Origin of the sequence: Aquabacterium sp. (genome assembly GCF_014378415.1) — a bacterium.
GTDB lineage: Bacteria > Pseudomonadota > Gammaproteobacteria > Burkholderiales > Burkholderiaceae_C > Aquabacterium.
In genome coordinates, this window is the sequence record NZ_JACMNS010000006.1 from 1 (window position 1) to 19,766 (window position 19,766).

Annotated in this window: 16 protein-coding genes and 1 pseudogene; 5 read left to right on the forward strand and 12 right to left on the reverse strand. The window is 63.1% G+C overall.

Going from position 1 to position 19,766, the window contains the following annotated elements; translation table 11 throughout:
* The 4 genes and pseudogenes from H7225_RS00875 to H7225_RS00890 form a co-directional block, all read right to left on the reverse strand.
* A pseudogene (locus tag H7225_RS00875) lies at positions 1-262 on the reverse strand (ABC transporter permease); the annotation flags it as partial.
* On the reverse strand, positions 259-1,002 hold the full coding sequence (locus H7225_RS00880) for an ABC transporter ATP-binding protein (protein WP_290658673.1): 744 nt from the start codon (positions 1,000-1,002) through the stop codon (positions 259-261). The gene H7225_RS00880 and the pseudogene H7225_RS00875, both read right to left, overlap by 4 nt.
* A 24-nt stretch (positions 1,003-1,026) precedes the next feature.
* The gene (locus H7225_RS00885; RefSeq protein ID WP_290658675.1) at positions 1,027-2,013 is read right to left on the reverse strand and encodes an ABC transporter substrate-binding protein; all 987 of its coding nucleotides are present in this window, start codon (positions 2,011-2,013) and stop codon (positions 1,027-1,029) included.
* 78 nt (positions 2,014-2,091) lie between these two features.
* Positions 2,092-3,000 carry a LysR family transcriptional regulator gene (locus tag H7225_RS00890; protein ID WP_290658677.1) on the reverse strand — a complete coding sequence of 303 codons (909 nt, stop codon included), beginning with the start codon at positions 2,998-3,000 and terminating at the stop codon, positions 2,092-2,094.
* Between the two features lie 97 nt (positions 3,001-3,097).
* Between H7225_RS00890 and H7225_RS00895 the strand changes: the two genes are divergently transcribed.
* On the forward strand, positions 3,098-3,283 hold the full coding sequence (locus H7225_RS00895; protein WP_290658679.1) for an NmrA family NAD(P)-binding protein: 186 nt from the start codon (positions 3,098-3,100) through the stop codon (positions 3,281-3,283).
* 662 nt (positions 3,284-3,945) lie between these two features.
* On the opposite strand, the gene H7225_RS00900 is transcribed toward H7225_RS00895, so the two are convergent.
* The 7 genes from H7225_RS00900 to H7225_RS00930 all read right to left on the reverse strand — a co-directional run bounded on the left by H7225_RS00900 (position 3,946) and on the right by H7225_RS00930 (position 11,515).
* Complete coding sequence (locus H7225_RS00900; RefSeq protein ID WP_290658680.1) at positions 3,946-5,946, reverse strand: sensor histidine kinase; 2,001 nt, start codon at positions 5,944-5,946, stop codon at positions 3,946-3,948.
* A gap of 128 nt (positions 5,947-6,074) precedes the next feature.
* On the reverse strand, positions 6,075-6,650 hold the full coding sequence (locus tag H7225_RS00905) for a tRNA-uridine aminocarboxypropyltransferase (RefSeq protein WP_290658682.1): 576 nt from the start codon (positions 6,648-6,650) through the stop codon (positions 6,075-6,077).
* Positions 6,647-6,859 carry a hypothetical protein gene (locus tag H7225_RS00910; RefSeq protein ID WP_290658683.1) on the reverse strand — a complete coding sequence of 71 codons (213 nt, stop codon included), beginning with the start codon at positions 6,857-6,859 and terminating at the stop codon, positions 6,647-6,649. The genes H7225_RS00905 and H7225_RS00910 overlap by 4 nt, the downstream gene beginning before the upstream one ends.
* Before the next feature lie 18 nt (positions 6,860-6,877).
* The gene (locus H7225_RS00915) at positions 6,878-8,128 is read right to left on the reverse strand and encodes a M20/M25/M40 family metallo-hydrolase (RefSeq protein WP_290658685.1); all 1,251 of its coding nucleotides are present in this window, start codon (positions 8,126-8,128) and stop codon (positions 6,878-6,880) included.
* On the reverse strand, positions 8,125-9,906 hold the full coding sequence (gene uraD, locus H7225_RS00920) for a 2-oxo-4-hydroxy-4-carboxy-5-ureidoimidazoline decarboxylase (RefSeq protein ID WP_290658687.1): 1,782 nt from the start codon (positions 9,904-9,906) through the stop codon (positions 8,125-8,127). The genes H7225_RS00915 and uraD overlap by 4 nt, the downstream gene beginning before the upstream one ends.
* Positions 9,903-10,841: an allantoinase PuuE gene (gene puuE, locus H7225_RS00925; RefSeq protein WP_290658689.1), complete on the reverse strand. Its 939-nt coding sequence runs from the start codon at positions 10,839-10,841 to the stop codon at positions 9,903-9,905. The genes uraD and puuE overlap by 4 nt, the downstream gene beginning before the upstream one ends.
* Entirely contained in the window at positions 10,838-11,515 is a 678-nt protein-coding gene (locus H7225_RS00930) for a GntR family transcriptional regulator (protein ID WP_290658730.1), read from the reverse strand. Before H7225_RS00930 ends, puuE begins: the two co-directional genes overlap by 4 nt.
* A 197-nt stretch (positions 11,516-11,712) precedes the next feature.
* Between H7225_RS00930 and uraH the strand changes: the two genes are divergently transcribed.
* Both uraH and H7225_RS00940 read left to right on the forward strand, forming a co-directional pair.
* Positions 11,713-12,099 carry a hydroxyisourate hydrolase gene (gene uraH / locus H7225_RS00935; protein WP_290658691.1) on the forward strand — a complete coding sequence of 129 codons (387 nt, stop codon included), beginning with the start codon at positions 11,713-11,715 and terminating at the stop codon, positions 12,097-12,099.
* A gap of 3 nt (positions 12,100-12,102) precedes the next feature.
* On the forward strand, positions 12,103-13,350 hold the full coding sequence (locus tag H7225_RS00940; RefSeq protein WP_290658693.1) for a urate hydroxylase PuuD: 1,248 nt from the start codon (positions 12,103-12,105) through the stop codon (positions 13,348-13,350).
* Positions 13,351-13,377: 27 nt separating this feature from the next.
* Here the strand turns inward: H7225_RS00940 and H7225_RS00945 are convergent, their stop codons facing one another.
* Complete coding sequence (locus H7225_RS00945; RefSeq protein ID WP_290658695.1) at positions 13,378-16,362, reverse strand: response regulator; 2,985 nt, start codon at positions 16,360-16,362, stop codon at positions 13,378-13,380.
* A 565-nt stretch (positions 16,363-16,927) separates the two neighbouring features.
* Here H7225_RS00945 and katG point away from each other — a divergent pair.
* Together katG and H7225_RS00955 are read left to right on the forward strand one after the other, a co-directional pair.
* Positions 16,928-19,189 (forward strand): catalase/peroxidase HPI, encoded by a 2,262-nt coding sequence (gene katG, locus H7225_RS00950; RefSeq protein ID WP_290658696.1) that lies wholly within the window; start codon positions 16,928-16,930, stop codon positions 19,187-19,189.
* 88 nt (positions 19,190-19,277) lie between these two features.
* Positions 19,278-19,766, forward strand: coding sequence for a hypothetical protein (locus tag H7225_RS00955; RefSeq protein WP_290658698.1), 489 nt, complete (start codon positions 19,278-19,280; stop codon positions 19,764-19,766).

Genomic DNA, 19,766 nt, shown 5'->3' on the forward strand with positions numbered 1-19,766 from the left:
ACACAAAAGCGATCAGGCTGCCAATCACGATCGATGCGCCAAAGGCCAGCAAGGTGATCTTCAAGGTCACCAGCAAAGCGGCACCCAGCAGCGCCCAGTCGGCCACCAGCGTCTGGCCGATCAACCAGGGTGAGGGCACCAAGTAGGTGGGCACGTCAAAGTAGGTGACCCAGGCTTGCCATGAACTCAGCAGTGCTGCGGCGGCCAACACCGGCAAAGCCAGGCGCAGTAGCGATTCTTGGCGATTGGTTGATGAAGTCATGCGGTGGCCCCGGAGGCATCGCTCAGGCATTGGCGCAGGTGCCGCTCTAGCGTGTGAAAGGCCGTGCTGCTGCGCCAATCATCGCCGCGAGGGTAGGGCGTGCCAATGCTGATCTCGTCCACGATGCGGCCTGGCTGCGCCGCCATGACGACCACGCGCTGCGATAAGTAAACCGCCTCGCTGATCGAGTGGGTCACGAACACCACGGTCAAGCCTTGGGCCTGCCAAAGCTTCAACAGCTCATCGTCCAGCCCTTGGCGCGTGATCTCGTCCAGGGCGCCAAAGGGTTCATCCATCAGCAGAATCTGTGGATCGGTCACCAGGCTGCGGGCAATGGACACGCGCATCTGCATGCCGCCCGACAGCTCACGCGGCCTCTGCCGGGCGGCACCGTGCAAGCCCACCAGTGCCAAGGCCCGAGCCACGCGTACTTCGGCCTGCGACCTGGGAACGTGGGCCAGGTCCAGTGGCAGGCGCACATTGGCCTGCACGCTGGCCCAGGGCATCAAGGTGGCTTCCTGGAACACGAAGGACAAGCGCTTGCCCTGCACAACGATCCCCCCCTGCGTGGGCAGCAGCAAGCCCGCCATCATGCGCAGCAAGGTGCTTTTGCCACAACCCGAGGGGCCCAGCAAGGTGACGAATTCGCCCTTGGCCACCGACAGGCACACCGGCTGCAGCGCCTGCGTGCCATTGGGGTAGACCTGCGTGGCCCCTTGTACTTCAATGGATGATTGCATGCTCAAACTGGCGGGCTCCTGCGCTCAGGGCATGACTTTGGCCGGGGCGATGAAATCGGTCCGGTAGGTCTGCTTGAGCGACACCTTGGCCGGGTCCACCAGCTTGTGCTTGACCAGCATGTCGTAGGTCTGCTTCATGCGCTCATCCGTGATGATGCCGATGCCCAGCTTGGCCGCGTCGCCCCCCATCACCGTGCCGGTGTCTTTCAGGGTGGCAATGCCATAGGCCAATTGCTCATCGGTCATGTTGGGGTTGTCTTTTCTGATCAGCGCATTGGCGGGTGAAGGGTCTCCCGTCAGGTAGCTTTTCCAGCCCTCCATGGAGGCCTTGACGAAAGCCGCCACCGCCTTGGGCCGCTCCTTCAAAGTCTTGTCCATGCAGACCACGGCCGTGGCATAGGGCGGCCAGCCCTCGTCGGCCAGCATGAAGACGCTGGGCTTGAGCTTGCCCTCCTTCTGGATGGCAAAAGGCTCAGACGCCAGATAGCCTTGCTGCGCGATGCCCTTGTCGGCCAGAAAGGGCTGGATGTTGAAGGTGTAGGGCCGCATCTGGCTGTCGGTGAAACCGTATTTGGCCTTGAGCCAGGGCCAGTAGGTGACCATGCCGGCACTGCCAATCAGCAAGGTGCGGCTTTTCAGCTCGGGCAGTTGCTTGACATCGGGGTGGGCAATCAACACCACCGGGTCTTTCTGGAAGGCGGCGGCCACGGTCACGGCCTTGATGCCTTGCTCCCAGGCCTGGATGGTCTGCACGTCGTAGCCCATCACGCAATCGGCCTGGCCGGCCAGCATCAATTGCATGATGTTGATTTGGGGCCCGCCCATTTTCAGGGTCACGTCCAGGCCGGCTTTGGCATACAGGCCCGTGGCCTGTGCTTGGTAGAAGCCGCCATGCTCGGCTTGCGCGTACCAGTTGGTCACGTAAACGAATTTTTCGGCGGCGTGGCTCAGGGGGGTGCACAGCAAGGCCAGCGCAGCCACGCACAGGGGGTGCCGGGATTTTGTGCTCAAGGGGGCGGCCATCTTTTGCTCCAGGATCTGTGATGCGTGCCTAGTGTAGTGTTGATGCCAGCCGGGCTTGATGGCAGGTCAGGAACTCCGAAGGCTGGATTGCGCATACCGGCCCAGGGCCTCGCTCAGGAAGCGGAACAAGCCCATCACCCGTTTGTTGGACTTCAGGCCCGAATGCGTCACCAGCCACATGTCCAGGCTGAACACCATCACGTCGGGCAGCACCGGCACCAAGGCAGGGTCACGCCGGGCCACGCCCATCTGGCAGCCGCCGATGCCCATGCCGGCCCGCAGCGCGGCCAACTGCGCCAGATCGCTGTCGGTGCGAAAGGCAAAGTCATCGCGCGACACCGGCAGGCCAATCTGCTGTGCCAGTGCCCCGATGGTGGGGTCCAGGTCTGAGCCGATCAGGGTGTGATGGCGCAAGTCCTGCAGGCTTTTGGGCAGGCCGTGGGTTTTGACGTAGCGCTGGTGCGCATACATGCCAATGTCGACCCGGCCCAGGCGCTTGGCCAGCAAGGCCTGCTGAGTGGGGCGAATCATGCGCACGGCGATGTCGGCCTCGCGCTTGAGCAGGTCTTCGCTTTTGTTGGTCAGCACCAGTTCAATGGTGACCTGGGGATGCTGCTCGCGGTACTGGGTCAACAGCGCGGGCAGCACCTCGCCCCCCATCATCTGGCTGGCGGTGACGCGCACAGTGCCTCGTTCGTCTTCCCGGCTACCGGAGGCCACGCGCGCGGCTTGCTGCACGGCGGCGGCCATGGCCTCGACCGAGTCCAGCATTTCGGTGGCCACGAGCGTGGGCGTGAGCCCGCCCTGGGCACGGATGAACAAGGTCACGCCCAGGGTCTGCTCCAGGGCGTCCATGTGACGGCCGATGCTCGGTTGCGTCATGCCCAAGGCACGCGCGGCCGCCGACAAGCTGCCCTCGCGCATCACGGCCAGGAAGGAGCGGTACAAGCTCCAGTCGATGTGTTGGCTTCTCATGCAAAAATGTATATCAGATTAACGTAAATAGCCAATTGCCGTTTAGATTGAGGCTGCCTACCATCCAGGTCATCGCAACCACCGACAGGTGATCCAGATGACTCAAACCGTTTTGTTGATTGGTGCCACGGGTGGCCTTGGTGGCGCGGTGGCCCAAGCATTTCTGGCCCAGGGTTGGCAGGTGCTGGCCTTGACCCGCCAGCCGCCGGCCGCCGCGCAACTGCAGCCTGCTCAAGCCGGATTGAACGGCGTCGAGTGGTGGGTCGGTGATGCCATGAACTAAGCCGATGTGGTCAAGGCGGCCCAAGGCGTCGATTGCATCTTTCACGGCGCCAACCCACCGAGATACACCCGTTGGCGCGAGCTGGCCTTGCCCATGCTGGCCCATTCGATCGAAGCGGCTCGCAGCAGTGGCGCGCGCATGATCTTCCCGGGCAACGTCTATAACTTCGGGCCCGACGCCGGGTCCGTGGTCAATGAGGAGTCACCACAGCATCCAAAAACGCGCAAAGGGATTGTGCGGGTGGAGATGGAGCAGATGCTGCACCGCGCGGCTGAGACACAAGGCGTTCAAGCCGAAGCAGCCCTTGCGATCGGTGACTTACCCCGGCAGCGCCGAGGTGGGTCATGCCTGGGCCTACCTGCCCGATCTGGCCTTGACCATCGTGCGCCTGGCCAAGCTGCAGTCCACTTTGCCCACGTTCGATACTTTTCACTTTGCAGGGCATTGGACACCGCGTGGTGCCGAGATGGCCGAGTCGATCCGCCGGGTTTCGGGCAACCCCGGTTTGCCGATCAAGGCCATGCCCTGGTGGTTGATTAACCTGGGCGCACCTTGGGTGACCTTGCTGCACGAGATCGTCGAAATGCGCTACTTGTGGCAAGTGCCTTGTCCAGCAGCACCAGGTCAAACGCCTCGCGCTCCGGGCGGCCCGTGCCGAATGATCAAAGACCAGCCTGATCTGCGTTACGCAGTACCAGCATGGCAGTCATGGTGTCGCTGTTGGTCTGGCGATCTTCCACGCACAGCACCTTGCGTTGATCTGAGTTGGCGTCTGGGGTGGGCGCGTTGAGCTTGTGCTGCACTTTGGCGGAACCCGCGGCGGGCAATGTGAATTTGAACTCGCTGCCTTCCTTCTCGATGGAGCGCACGCTCAGGCTGCTGCCCATCAACTCCAGCAGCCGCTTGCAAATCACCAGCCCAATGCCCGTGCCGGGTATTGAGGTGTTTTCACGCCCCAGCCGGTTGAAGGGTTCGAACAGGTGTTCGACCTGTTCCCGCGTCATGCCCAGGCCGGTGTCCCTGACTCGAAAGGTCAATTGCCCTTCATTTTCTTGCAGGATCAGGCTGACCTGGCCGCCAGGCCGGTTGTACTTCACAGCGTTGCCGAGCAGGTTCAGCAACACCTGTTTGAGCCGGGTGCGGTCTGCGCATACCTGCGCAATGCCGTCCTGCGTGATGACGTCCAGGTGCACGTCGGCCGAGCGAGCCTGAGTGGTCAGCATTTGCTGGCAGTCGCGCGTCAGGGCACGCACGTCCACGTCCTCGATGAACAAATTGACGGAGTCGCTTTCGATCTTCGTCACGTCCAGCACGTCAGAGATCATCGCCAGCAGGTGCAGTCCGGATGCTTCAATCTGATTGACCATGCCCAATTGCCGGGTGCTGAGCGGATCGGCCGTGTTCATCTTGAGCACCTGCGCAAAGCCCAGCACAGCGTTCAAGGGGGTGCGCAACTCATGGCTCATGCGCGACAGGAAATCGGTTTTTGCCTGATTGGCGGCTTCGGCGGCGGCCTTGGCCCGAAGCTCCTGTTCGTGCTGGCGCAGGCGCTCGCCCATTTCCAGAAAACCTTGTTCCAGCGCCACGAACTCGCGGCTGCCCATGGCATTAGAGGGTGGGCCTGGGTCTGCGCCCCGAGACAGGCTGCCCATGCGGGCCAGCAGGCGATGTACCGGGTACGCCACCTTGGCCAGCGCCAGCCGCCATGCCAACCACATGGCGGCCACCGACAACAGCGTGTTGACGATCAGCAGCATGATCAAGTTCTCGTTCAGGCCGGCATCCAGCCCGGCTTTGGGCACCCCGACCGCCACGCTCCAGTTTGAAACGCTGGAGCGGCTGAAGGCAGTGATCACCGGGATGCCTTCCAGGGTGGTGGTCTCGAGCACGCCTTCCCGCTGTTTTTGCAGCATGCGGACCAGGTCGGGCACGGCAGGCTTGCCCTGAAAGCTAGTCAACTCACGCGTGCGGGTGATCACTTTGCCCTGGCCGTCAAGCACGACGCCAATCCAGTCGGGGGGTAGCCGCTGTGCCAGCAGAAGTTTGGCCAAGCGGTCCGGAAATATCCCGGCATTGAGGCCGTAGATGACGTGGCCGTCGCGCGTGACTGGCACGCCAATGGCCAGGATTGGTTTGCCCGTGGCGGGCCCGATGAACAAGTCTGTCAGCACGGTGGTGCCGGTGGTGAACACGCTTTGCAGTTGCGCTGGCCCAACTTTGGTCGGCAGGGGTGCCTCTGGCGGCAAGATGGTGTTGACCCGCTGCCGTCCGCTGGCGTCAATCAAAATGTAGTTGGTGATGCTCTGAAATGGCAGCGCCTGCTTGGCTTCGCGATAAAAAGCGGGCAGGTCATGGGTGCCCAGCGCGGCGGATTTGGCCAACACGTGCAGCCCCGATTCGATGCTGGCGATGTCGTGGTCCAGGCTGGTCGTGGCGGCCCGTGCCGTGGCGATGGCATCCTGGACCGCGCGCGCTTTTTGCTGACGATAGCCCGACACGATGAAGTAGGTGGACATCAGGACGCCAGGCAGGATGCAAGCCATGGCCAGCAAAGCAAGGTTGCTGCGGATGCTCCAGGTGGCCGGCTGGTTTGACAAGCCGGCGGCGCGCTTGAAAACCCAGGTTTTTCGTGGGCCGATACTTCGTAGCACGAAGTTGATCATGGCGTGAATCCAGAGGCATGGATGTCTTGAACACGGGCTGCCTGTGGACGAGGCAGCAGCGGGCACAACCATCAATACAACTGTCCACTTTGTGAGTAGACCACAAGCCCGCGGAGGAATGTTTGGATTCAGCGCCTCTGGCTGGCCACGAAACCGGCAAAGGCTGCTAGCAGCGGTTCAAACTGGACCGATGGGCCTTTTTGCAGCTGCTGCAGTGCCAGGCAGGTGGCCTCCAGCGTGGACAACTGGTCTGGGCGATGCGCTTTGCGAATCAAGTACCTGGAAGGCGGTGGTGCCTGCAGCGCCAGGCGAGGCAGCTGGCGCAGGGCCGGGTTCAGGTGCAGCATCTTGCGGCTTTTGCGCCAAGTGCCGTCCAGCACGACCAGGCGGATTTGGCTGGGCTCAGTCGGCAAGGGGTCTGGATGGCAGCCTTCTGCATCACCTGGGTACAGCAGCAGGTTGACGCGGTGGTCGGTGTCCAGAAGGTTTTGCAGCGCCAACGGGTCAAAGGCCTCGCCGGTGACCAGGCGGCTGCCTGACAAGCTCAGGTGCAGCAAGCGGGCGCTGCCCTTGGCCTGGTGCACTTCCAGTGGGTGCTGCAGGATCAGCACGTCTGCCTCCGTCAAGGTGGGGGTGATCCAACGACAGATGCAGTTGCTTTCAGGGCGCAAGCACCGTGTGCACTGAAGGCGGCCTGGCGTCACGCGTGTGCCGCCACGACCGCGATCAGCAATGGCCCGGTGCGCGCCACCGAGGCCACGTCCACCGATTCGCCGGGGGCATGCGGGCCCCGGATGGTGGGCCCGAAAGACACGATGTCCATGCCCGGGTACTTGGCCGCGATGATCCCGCATTTCAGGCCGTTGTCGGCCCCCAGCGTGGCGAAGTGGGCCCACACGGCGCTTGGTTGCAACTCACTCACCATCACAAGTCACCTCAGCAGGTCCAGCAAAGTCCTGGCGACCACCTTGGTGGCTTTGCGCAGGTCTTCCAGCACCAGGTGCTCGTCGGCGCGCTTGGCGTTCGACTCGAACACCGTGCGCGGCCCGGCGCCATAGATCACGGCCGGAATGCCTTGCGCACAGTACAGCCGCACGTCGGTGTACAACGGCGTGCCCATGTTGGGGATGGCCTGGCCAAACACGGTTTGCCCGTGCTTTTGAATGGCCTCCACCAAAGGCGCGTTGCCGGGCAGGGGCTGCAGTGATTTGGCCAGCAACAGGCGCTTCACGTCCACGGTGATGCCCGGGCAGGTGGCGGCGGCCTCCATGATCACGCGGCGGATGTCGGCCTCCACCGCCACGGGGTCTTCTTCCGGGATCATTCGGCGGTCTAGCTTCAGCACCACCTTGCCGGGGACCACATTGGTGTTGGTGCCGCCTTCAATGCGGCCCACGTTCAGGTAGGGGTGTGTGATGCCCGGCACTTTGGACGTGATGGCTTTGTAGGCCGTGTTCTGCGCGTACAGGGCGTTGAGGATGACGACCGCGCCTTGCAAGGCGTCGATGCCAGTGTGGGGGATGGCGGCGTGCGCCATCAGGCCGTGCACGGTCACTTCCATCTGCAGGCAGCCGTTGTGGGCGGTGACCACTTCGTAACTGAAGCCTGCGGCGATCAGCAGGTCGGGCTTGGTCAGGCCCTGGCGCAGCAGCCAGCCGGGGCCCATCTCGCCACCGAATTCTTCGTCGTAGGTGAAGTGCAGTTCGACCCCGCCTTTGATGGCGGGCGCCTCGGCCTGGGCCGCCAGGGCTTCCAGCGCGCGCAGGGCAAAGCTGAAGGTGGCGAAGTCGCTCTTGCTGACGGCGCTGGCGCGGCCGTACAGCTTGCCATCGACCACCTCGCCGCCATAGGGATCATGGGTCCAGCCTTCGCCGGGCGGTACCACGTCGCCATGGGCATTGAGGGCCACGGTGAGGCCGCCTGCGGCAAAGCGGCGGCGCACGATCAGGTTGGTCAGGCTGGTGAGGCCATGGTCGCGCACCTCGGCTTCGGGCACGGCATGCTGCTCGGCCTGCCAGCCAAAGCCTTGCAGCAACTCGGCGGTGCGTTGCGCGTGGGGCGCGTTGTTGCCGGGCGGGGTGTCGGTGGGCACCTGCACCAGCGCCTGCAGAAAGCGCACCTCTTCGTCAAAGTGGGCGTCGATCCAGGCGTCCAGGGCCTGGTAGTCGGATGAGGTCGTCATAGATTTTCAAGCAGCTGCATGAAGGCGTCCACGCACAGTTGGGCGTCGTCGCTGGTGATGGTCTCTAAGGGGTTGTGGCTGATGCCGGCGTTGCCGCCCCGCACAAAAAGCATGGCTTGCGGCATGACCTGGTGCAGCTTCATCGCGTCGTGACCAGCGCCACTGGGCAAGGAGTAGACGGGCAGGCCAATGGCTTGAACGGCCTGGACCCAGCGTGTTTGCCACGCGGGGTCGCTGGGCGCGGCGGCGGCAGTCATGGTGCGTTCCAGTTTGTAGTGCACCCCGCGGCGCTGGCAGATGGCTTGCAGGGCGCCTTCCACGTCGGCGGCCAAGGCGTCGCGCTGTTCGTTGTTGGGCGCACGCAGGTCCAGCGTGAATTGGCAGCGGCCGGGGACCACGTTGATCGAGCCCTGCGGCACGTTCAGCACGCCGACGGTGCCCACCGAGGGGCCATGGGGGCTGCTCAGGTCCAAGCCCGCCCGTCGCTCCACGTACAGCAACAGCTTGGCCACGGCGGCGGCCGCGTCCTTGCGGCGGTCCATGGGCGTGGTGCCGGCGTGGCTGGCCATGCCCACCACTTCGCCGCTGTAGCGCGCGCTGCCGTTGATGGACGTGACCACGCCCAGCGGCATGTCGATTTCGTCCAGCACGGGGCCTTGCTCAATGTGCACTTCGACGAAAGCCTTGTATTGGCCTGGGTCGCGCTTCAAGGCCCTGATGGCGTCCAGTTTGCCGGGCAGTCCAGCGTCCACCATGGCCTGGCGCACGGTGATGCCATCGGCATCGGCCAGGTCCAGCCAGGCGGGGTTGAAGTCGCCAGTCAGCGCGCCTGATCCCAAAAAGGTGGCCTTGTAGCGCTGGCCTTCTTCTTCGGCAAAGCCCACCACCTCGATGCCGAAGGGCAGGCGCTGGCCACGCTGGTGCAACTGGCGCACGCAGGCCATGGGCGCGAAGATGCCCAGGCGTCCGTCGTACTTGCCGCCATTGCGAACGGTGTCGAAGTGTGAGCCGGTCAACAGCCAGGGCTCGTCGGGGTCGGTGCCCTTGTAGCGGCCCACCACATTGCCCACGGCGTCCTGGGTGACTTCGTCAAAGCCGCAGTCTTGCATCCAGGTTTGCAACAGCTTGGCGCAGGCCTGGTGGGCGGGGGTCAGGTAGGTCACCGTCAGCTGGCCGGCGGTGTCGCCGATGCCTTCGCTGTGCTGTGCCAAGGCTTCGCACCAATCCCACACCAATTCGCCATCAAGGTTGCTCACGGCGAACTTGTCGTTCAGGCGGATTTCGGCGATGCGGTGGATGTTGCGCAGGCACTCGGCCAGTTCAAAGTCCGGGTGGTTGTCCAGGCGGCGCTGGAAGGTGGCGATGATGGCCGGGCGGCTCAGGCCCAGGCCACGCGGGCCTCGCACGGCCATGATGAAGGGCCAGCCGAAGCGCGCGTTGTAGTCCTGATTGAGTTGCTGCAGCAGCGTGAACTCTTCGGCCGTGCAGTGGGTCAGCCCGGCCTTGCTTTGCTCATGGCTTGATTCGGCCGTGAGCTGGCCCGCCACGGCGGCCTTGCCCGCCAGCTCGGGGTGAACGCGGATCAGGCCCAGTTGTGCTTGCGGCGGGGCTTGCCTCACGACCTGCGCCAAGGCGTACTTCAGGTGGGTCAGGGACTTGAAGGGGCGCTGTGCCCAGGCCTGCTCGGCAATCCAGGGCGAGTGTTCGTAGATGCCATCCAGCAAGGCGGTGAAGCCAGCCTGGTCGGTGCTGTTGAGTTGGTCGAGAGTGAGGCTCATGATGGGTGCACCGCTTTCCAGTGGCGCGCGATGTCCAGGCGGCGGCAAACCCAGACCTTGTCGTGCGCTTCCAGGTGGTCCAGAAAACGTTGCAGTGCGCGGATGCGGCCTGGCCGGCCCAGCAGGCGGCAGTGCATGCCCACGCTCATCATCTTGGGTGAGTTGGCGCCGTTGGGGTCGCCCTCGGCATAGAGCACGTCGAAGGTGTCGCGCAGGTAGGTGAAAAAGTCGTCGGCCTGCGAATAGCCTTGCGGCAGGCAAAAGCGCATGTCGTTCACATCGAGCGTGTAGGGCACGATCAACTGCGACACGGCTTCGCCGTTGGTTTTGGTCACCGGCATCCAGAAGGGCAGGTCGTCGCCATAGTGGTCGCTGTCGTATTCAAAGCCGCCGTAGTCGGCCACCAGGCGGTGTGTGTTGGGGCTGTCGCGGCCGGTGTACCAGCCCAGGGCACGCTGGCCGGTCAGTTGCTCGATGGCCCGCATGCCCAGCGCCATGTGCTCGCGCTCGGTGGCCTCGTCCATGTTCTGGTAGCTGATCCAGCGCCAGCCGTGGCAGGCGATTTCGTGGCCCAACTCGACGAAGGCCTGTGTCAGTTCCGGGTGGCGTTGCAGGGCCATGCCCACGCCGAACACGGTGAGCGGCAGTTGGCGTTGCTCGAACTCGCGCAGCAGGCGCCACACACCCACGCGAGATCCGTATTCGTAGATCGACTCCATGCTCATGTGCCGGTCCGGGAAGGTGGGCGGGTTGAACATTTCGCTGAGGAACTGCTCGCTGCCCGGGTCGCCGTGCAGCACGCTGTTCTCGCTGCCTTCTTCGTAGTTCAGCGCGAACTGCACGGCGATGCGTGCACCGCCCGGCCATTGGGCGTGCGGCGGTTTGCGGCCATGGCCGACCAGATCGCGAGGGTAGGGGGCACGGTTCAATGTCATGGTCGCAGGGCATCGGCCAACGTGAGTTGGGGGACGCGGGGGTGTTCGGTCAATTGGTGTTCGACGGTGTTCAGGTGTTCGTCCAACAAGCGGATGGCCTCGTCGGCATCGCGCGCCTCGATGGCCCGCAGGATGTCGACGTGCTCTGCGTTGGAGGCCCCCGCGTCGTCGGACGACTGGTACATCAGGGTGATCAGCGAGCAGCGCGACACCAGCTCCTGGATCAGCTCGATCAGGACCTGGTTGCCCAGCACCTCGGCCAGGCGCACGTGAAAATCGAACAACAGCTTGGTGCGCGTGGCCACGTCAATGCGGCGCACTGCATCACGCTCGGCTTTCAAATGCGCCTTCAGCCGTTTGATGTCAATCGGGCGGGCCTTGTCGACCAGCTCGCGCAGCATCTGACTTTCGACCATGCGGCGCACGGCGAAAACCTCGCGTGCCTCAATGATCGACGGCTTGGCCACGAAGGCGCCCCGCGCCGGTTCCAACCGCACCAGCTTGAGCTGCGACAAGCGGATCAGCGCCTGCCTCACGATGGTGCGCGACACGCCAAAGCGGTCGCCGATGGTTTGCTCGACCAGCTTGGCGCCGGGCTGCAGGCGGTGTTCCACGATGGCACGCGTGACCGCCGCCACGATGACTTCGGTGCTGGACGACTCGCCCTCGTCCACGCAGGCCTGGTCCACGGTCGGCAGGGCGTCTGCATCGACCTTGGTCAGTCGGAGGTTCTTGCGTGAAGCGCTCATCGTGGTTAAAGTGTATACAGTTTTATGCGCTGTCGGCAAGCCCGAGGCGGCCTTTCATGGTCGGCCCGCGACTTGCATCGCTCCTCTTTGAATGCACATGCCGTGCCAGGACACCCAGATCCATGACCGACCCCAATCCCCCCATCGCCTCTGCGCCGTCAGGGCGCCTGACCACCCATGTGCTCGATACCGTCCATGGCCATCCCGCCGCCGGCATGTCGGTGGCCTTGTACGTGATGCAGGGTGAGTGGGCCTTGATCAAGCAGGCGCGCACCAACGCCGACGGCCGCCTGGACGCTCCGCTGTTGGCTGGTCACGACCTGGTGCCGGGTCGCTACCGCCTGGTGTTTGACGTGGAAGCGTATTTCCGCCACATGGGCGTCGACCTGCCCAAGCCCGCCTTTTTGGGCCAGGTGCCGCTGGACTTCGGCATCGCAGATGGCACCGTGCATTACCACGTGCCCCTGTTGGTCAGCCCCTGGGCCTATTCCACCTACCGAGGCAGTTGATCGATGTTTGCAGAATTGGCACCCTGGCTGAACTACGCCCTGGATTGGGTCAACCTCTTGCTGCGATGGGCCCACGTGGTCGTGGCCATCGCCTGGATTGGTTCGTCGTTTTACTTCGTGTGGCTGGACAACAGCCTGACCCCGCCGCCCGATCAGGCCCTGCAAGACAAGGGCGTGGGTGGTGAGCTGTGGGCGGTGCACGGCGGTGGTTTTTACAACCCGCAGAAGTACCTGGGCGCGCCCAAGGCCGTGCCTGCGCACCTGCATTGGTTTTATTGGGAAAGCTACTCCACCTGGCTGACGGGCTTTGCCTTGTTCACGGTGCTGTACCTGTTCAATGCGGGCACCTTCTTGATCGACAAGTCGGTCTTCAACTGGACGCCGATGGCCGCCGTGACCACGGCCTTGTCATTCCTGGTGGGCTTTTGGGCGATCTACGACGTGATCTGCCGCACCGTGGGCCGCAAACCCGAGGGCAACGCCCTGGTCGGTGCGTTGGTGTTTGGCGTGGTAGTGGTGGCCGCTTGGGCTGCGGCACAGTTGTTCGCGGGCCGGGCGGCCTTCCTGTTGGTGGGCGCCATGATGGCCACCACCATGAGCGCCAATGTTTTCTTCTGGATCATCCCCGGGCAGCGCACGGTGGTTGAGTCCATCAAGGCGGGTCAGCCGGTGGACCCGGTGCACGGCCAGCGCGGCAAGCAGCGCAGCGTGCACAACACTTATTTCACGATGCCGGTGTTGATTGCCATGCTGAGCAACCACTACAGCTGGGTCTACAGCCATGCGCACAACTGGTTGGCGCTGGTGCTGCTGATGTTGGCCGGCGCCTTGATCCGTCACTTTTTCGTGGCGCGCCACAAGACCGAGGTCGCCGGTACGCCCGCGCCCTGGCGCTGGGTCGTGGGTGGCTGCCTGGTGTTGGTGGGGGCCGTGGTCTGGCTGGCACCCGCACCGCAGCCGGCCGCTGTGGCCAAGCCGGCGGAGGCGTCATCGGCCCCCATGGCCATTGCCCCGATGGACCCACTGTTGTCCCAGGTCAGTGGCATCGTTCAGCAGCGTTGCGTGATGTGCCATAACGCAGGTCTGGCCAACAAAGGTGTGATGTTGCACAATCCCGAGCTGATCAAACAACACAGGCAACAGATCTACCAGCAGGTGGTGATGTTGCGGGCCATGCCGATGAACAACGCCACTCGGATCACCGAGGACGAGCGCGGCGTGCTGGCCAAGTGGTACGAAGCCGGGCAGTGATGCCGACGTGCTTACCGTGCGCTGGCCTCAAACCAGTTCGGCGGCAAGCCTTTTCATCAAGGTTTTCAGCTCGCCGTTCAACCGCGCACCTTGCTGACCCAGTGCTGCGGCGTCTTCGCTTTGCGTCAATGCTGCTTCAAACGACTTGAGTGCCTGCGCCAAGGCAATGGCGCCCAATGTGCCGCAAGCACCTCGCACTGAGTGGCAGGCTTCCATGCATTGCGCGCGCTCTTGGGCCGAGCCCGTCAGTGTCAACGCGGGCACGCCTGCCTGGTAGGTTCGGGTGAGGTGATGCAGCATCCTCTCCAGAATCGCGACCTGGTTTCCGACGTTGTAAAGCCCCGCATCAATGTCCATGCCTTCGATGGCGGCCAGTCGTTCTATCAAAGGTGCTCTGCTTGGCGCATGGGCCACGGTGGAGTCCAGCGATGGCGTGACGGCTTCTGGCAGGGCGACTGGCTTTGGCAGCCAGCGCAGTAGCGTGGCATACAAAGTGGCCGGGTCCACCGGCTTGGCCACGTGGTCATTCATGCCGACCGCCAGGCATGCAGCGCGGTCCTCGCCAAAGGCGTTGGCCGTCATCGCCACGATGGGAAGGTCAGACCCAAATTTTTCACGAATCGCCAGAGTCGCGGCCAACCCGTCCATGACGGGCATCTGCATGTCCATGAGGATCAGGTCAAAGTGACGGGCCAGGGCCATTTGGACCGCTTGCGCGCCATCCTGTGCCGTCGCGACCTGCAAGCCCGCGTTGCGCAGCAGTTCGCTGGCCACCTCTTGGTTGATGGGGTTGTCTTCGACCAGCAAAATCTGCTGACCGGCGTGCGCTTGTTGCAGCATGAGCTCATGCTCGCCAGATGTGAGCTCGTTGCTGATGGCGATTTCAGCCGGGTGGCCCAGCAGTTGTACCAGCTTGTCGTGCAGGGCCGAGGCGGTGATCGGCTTGAGCAACACAGCATCAAATCCCGCGACGCGTGCCTGCTGTTGAAGTTCAGGTTCGTCAAAGGCCGTCACCAGGATGCTTGGCGGCATGCCGTCGCCCAGCAGCTTTCGCAGTTCGCTGTGCGTCTCAATGCCATCCATCGGCGCCATTCGCCAATCGATCAGGATCACGTCGTAAGGCTTGCCCGCGATCATTTCCTGGCGCATGCGCTGCAATGCCTCAGGGCCGTTGCTCAGGGCATCGACGTGCAGCCCGAAGGTTCTCAAGCGGTCTTCGAGTGTAGCTAGGGATTCGGGCAGGTCATCGATGAGCAGGGCGCGTTGTCCCTCCATGGGCGTTGCTGCAAGAGGTCTCTTCAACTCGGTTCCGTGCTTTAGCCAGGCGGTGAACCAGAAGGTGCTGCCCTTGCCCAGCCTGCTGGTCACGCCCGCTTCGCCACCCATCATCCGGGCAAAATGGCGAGTCAAGGCCAGCCCCAGGCCGGTGCCGCCATGCTGGCGCGTGGTCGAGGTGTCAGCCTGCTCAAAGGCGTCGAACAGTCTGCCTTGCTGGTCGGGGGCGATGCCCTCGCCGGTGTCAGTCACTTCAAAGCGCAACTGCAGACCCCGCTCTTGGTCAGACTGACATTGCACCTGCAAGCGCACCCAGCCCTGCGGGGTGAAATTCACGGCGTTGGTCAGCAAATTGATCATGGCCTGCGACAGTCGGGTTGGGTCGCCGCGCAGGCGGTCGGGCACGTGGTCGGTGTCCAGCACCAGTTCCAGGCCCTTCTCCTGGGCGCGGGTGGTGACCATGTCGAGCGCGCTTTTGCTCAGGCTATCGAGCGAAAAATCGACCTCCTCCAAGGTCATTTTGCCGGCGTCGATTTTCGACAAATCGAGGATGTCGTTCAGAATTTGCAGCAAGTGTTTGGCGGCACCGTCCACTTTGCTCAGGCGTTCGCGCTGCAGCGTGTCACGCGTATCGCGCTTCATCAAATGTGTGAGGCCGATCACCGCGTTGATGGGCGTCCGGATCTCGTGGCTCATGTTAGCCAAAAAATCCGCTTTGGACCGCGTTGCGCTTTCGGCCGCCAATCGCGCCTTGGCCAGTTGCAGCTTTTCGCGCGCGATGCGCCATGACAGGCCTGCAATCAAGGCCAGCACGAGCGATGACAGGGCGGCAGACATCCAGGCCACTCGCGCTTGGCTTGCGCGCAGCGCAGCCTCTGGTCGGTGCGTTATCACGAACCAGGGGGTGGCGTTGATGCGGTTAACTGGTGGGCCGGCGTCGGGTGTGGGGTCCAGCGTGCGCCAAGCCCATACCGCACCGTTGGCCACCATGGTGCCAGAGTCGAGTTCGGCCATTTTGGCCCACACCTGTGGCGCACGCTGAGCCATCGTCACCGTTCTCTTGAACATGAAGGCGAACTCGTCTTGGGCCGACAGCCCGCGCAGGAAATCACCCCGCCGGTTGACGAGCAGGCGCTGCGTGCCCGGGTCGTCTTGCGTGTAGTCCAGCGCTTTCAGGATGTCCCGACCTTCTACGTTCACCACGATCACGCCTCGTGAGTGTCCGCAAGACGCGCCTACTCGGATCACGGCCCTGAACATGGGGTGGGGCGGCTGCTCAATTTGGCCTTGCTCGACGTTCAGATCAAGCTCGGACACGTAAATGGAGTCTGGCGGCAAGACCAGCGCATCGCGGACGAAATAGCGGTCGCCCTTGTTCTGCAATTGGTTATCCGGGCTTCTGCGCGGCCCATCTGGCGCGGCATAAATGCGAACACGCTCCAGGCCATGGTCGTCGATCCAGCGTACTTGCGCATAAGAGGGATTGCGCTGCAAGAGTAAGACAAACGCATTGGCCATGCCGTTGAGCTTGGTGGCCGTGGGCGCGTCAATCGCAGCGCAGATCGGCGCTTCGTGGGCCAAGGATCGGAGGTGCCGCATCACCGGTGCCAGTGACAGAGCCACCGACGTGGCGGCAACCTCGGCCGCGTTGTTCTGGAGGGCCATCTCGCGGTTGGCCTCGGCGCCCATGCCTTTCCAGGCCAGCAAGGACCCCAGGGTGACGACCAGGACTGCCAACGGCAGAAACGGTTTGAAAAACTCTCGCATCACAGGTGCCCACTTACTGAGCGCCCGGAACCTCCGGGCATGGCTGCTGGCGAACATTTCCACGGCTAGAGCATGCTCGTTGCACAGTCTGCCATAAACAGAGGCGCGTCATTTATCATCGCGTGTAGCTTTGCGTTGATGACCGCCGCCTTGCTCCTTGAAGGCGGCATCTGCATGGCCATGCCTTTGCCCGTTTTTAGCCTGATGGATTCCGTCGGGGGATTGATCGGGTGGGCCTTGGCCAAACGTGTGCAACCTCAGCCCGGCACCATGAACACCTTGCTGTTGCTGCCTTTGCCAGTCGTTTGCGCGCAAACGCATGTGACGCGGCCGCAAGAGATCCGCCAAAGCACCGCCTCATTCGGCCCAGGCTATTTTGCGTTTCTACAAGAACCGTGGTGGGCGCGGCGGCCAAGCTTGACCCATCACAGGGAGCCCGTTCGCTATCGGGGGCATAGGAGTTTTTACCGTCATTGGCGCTGTTTTTAAAAGAGAATTTGTTTTCCCTCACATTCCAGGCAGCAGGAGACTTCACATGGGTAACGACAAGACACAGGCCAAGTGCCCCTTCAACCACGCCACAGGCGCTGGCACGACCAATCAAGACTGGTGGCCCAAGCAATTGCGCGTGGACCTGCTCCATCAGCACTCCTCCAAATCCGACCCACTGGGCGGGGATTTTGATTACGCCAAAGCCTTCAAGAGCCTCGACCTGGCCGCCGTCAAGCAAGATCTGGCCGCCTTGATGACTGATTCTCAAGATTGGTGGCCGGCCGACTTCGGACACTACGGGCCGTTGTTCATCCGCATGGCCTGGCACAGCGCAGGCACCTACCGCATCGGCGATGGGCGTGGAGGTTCCGGCCGCGGCCAGCAACGCTTCGCGCCCTTGAACAGTTGGCCCGACAATGTGAGCCTGGACAAGGCCCGTCGGCTGATTTGGCCGATCAAGCAAAAATACGGCCAGAATATCTCGTGGGCCGATCTGATCGTTCTTGCCGGCAACGTCGCGCTGGAAACCATGGGCTTCAAGACCTTCGGCTTCGCCGGTGGCCGTGAAGACGTGTGGGAGCCCGATCAAGACGTGTACTGGGGCCGCGAGAAGACCTGGCTGGGCGGCGACCTGCGTTACACCCACGGCTCGCAAGGTGTCGAGAAAGATGGCGGCGTGCTGGTGACCGATGACAAGGCCGACGGCGACGAGCACACGCGTGATCTGGAGAACCCACTCGCCGCCGTGCAGATGGGCTTGATTTACGTCAACCCGGAAGGCCCGGACGGCAACCCCGACCCACTCGCTTCCGCCTTTGACATCCGCGAGACCTTCGCGCGCATGGCCATGGACGATGAAGAGACCGTCGCGCTGATTGCCGGTGGCCACAGCTTCGGCAAGACCCACGGCGCCGGCCCTGCCTCGCATGTCTCTGACGAGCCCGAGGCGGCTGGCATTGAGGATCAGGGCTTTGGCTGGAAGAACAGCTTTGGCACCGGTAAAGGCGGTGATGCGATCACCAGCGGCCTGGAAGTCACCTGGACCACCACGCCCACCCAGTGGAGCAACAACTACTTCGAGAACCTGTTCGGCTTCGAGTGGGAGTTGACCAAGAGCCCCGCAGGCGCTCACCAGTGGGTGGCCAAGGATGGCGCTGGCGCCGGCACCATTCCGCACGCGCACGACGCTGCCAAGCGTTTGGCGCCAACCATGCTGACCACCGACCTGTCGATGCGTGTGGATCCGGCCTACGAGAAGATCTCGCGGCGTTTCCTGGCCAACCCCGATCAGTTCGCGGATGCCTTTGCCCGAGCCTGGTTCAAGCTCACCCACCGAGACATGGGCCCCCGTGCCCGTTACCTGGGCCCCGAAGTGCCCGCCGAAGAACTGATCTGGCAGGACCCCATCCCCGCTGTGAAGCACGCGCTGGTCGATGCACAGGATGTCGCAGCGCTCAAGCAAAAGGTGTTGGCCTCGGGCCTGACAGTGGCCCAGCTCGTCTCGACGGCGTGGGCATCGGCGTCCACCTTCCGTGGTTCGGACAAGCGGGGCGGTGCCAATGGTGCGCGCATCCGCCTGGCGCCGCAGAAAGATTGGGCCGTCAACCAACCCGAGCAACTGGCGAAAGTGCTGGCGGTGCTGGAAAGCATCCGCGCTGACTTCAACGCCACGCAGACCGGCGGCAAGGCGATTTCGCTGGCCGATCTGATCGTGCTGGCAGGCAGTGCAGGCGTTGAGAAGGCTGCCAGTGATGCTGGCCAAGCAGTGGCCGTGCCATTCACGCCGGGCCGCGCGGACGCTTCGCAAGATCAGACCGACGTGTCATCCTTCGTCCCGCTGGAGCCGATCGCCGATGGCTTTCGCAACTACCAGAAGGCGCGGTATGCCATGCCGGCCGAAGCCTTGCTGATCGACAAGGCGCAACTGCTGACGCTGACGGCGCCGGAGATGACGGTGCTGGTCGGTGGTTTGCGCGTGTTGGGGGCCAATGTTGGGCAGACCCCGCATGGCGCCTTCACCCAGAAGCCGGGTGCGCTGAGCAACGACTACTTCGTCAACCTGCTAGACATGGGCACGGAGTGGAAGCCTGTCTCAGCTGCCAAGGAGGCCTTTGAGGGGCGCGATCGCAAGACGGGCGCCGTGAAGTGGACGGCCACGCGCGTCGACCTGATCTTCGGGTCGAACGCGCACTTGCGTGCCATCGCCGAGGTCTATGGCAGCGCGGACTCGCAGCAGAAGTTCGTTCAGGACTTTGTGGCCGCGTGGGGCAAGGTGATGAACCTGGACCGGTTCGACATCGCCTGAGATCGGCGTGCGCCGGTGTGGCGCGGCGCTCACCCCGAATTGGGCTTGGCGGGGTGGGCGAATGCATCCGGTCATTCGTGAAAATGTCATGGCTGCTCCGTTTCACGGCACGGCTTACGCGCACCTGAGTCGACCTGTCTCGTTAAACTTCGTCATCAAGGGTTTTGGACAGGTACTGGCTCGGTATCTGCAAGACAAGGAATCGGAACGGCTACGCCAGATCCGCCTTGCGGCCATCCTCATCCTTGCCTTGAACTGCGTGCTGCTGTTGGCTGACTGGTACATGGTGCCCGATCAGTTTCAAGTGGCGCTTGGCTTGCGCCTGCTGGTTCAAGCCCCACTGACCATCGTGGGTTTGCTGTGCCTCAAGGGTGCTCACCGATCCGTGCGCGAGTTGCTGGCCTTGGTATTGGGCTTGGTGACAGCGGGCATCACCTGCTATGTGTCTGTGACCAGCCAAGACCCGCTGGCGCCGGACTATCTGGTGGCCTTGTTCATGATCTTGCTGTTCAGCAGCTACCGCAGTGAGCACGAAGAACGCGCCAACTGGTTGATATCGCAGCATCAACAGCTTTAG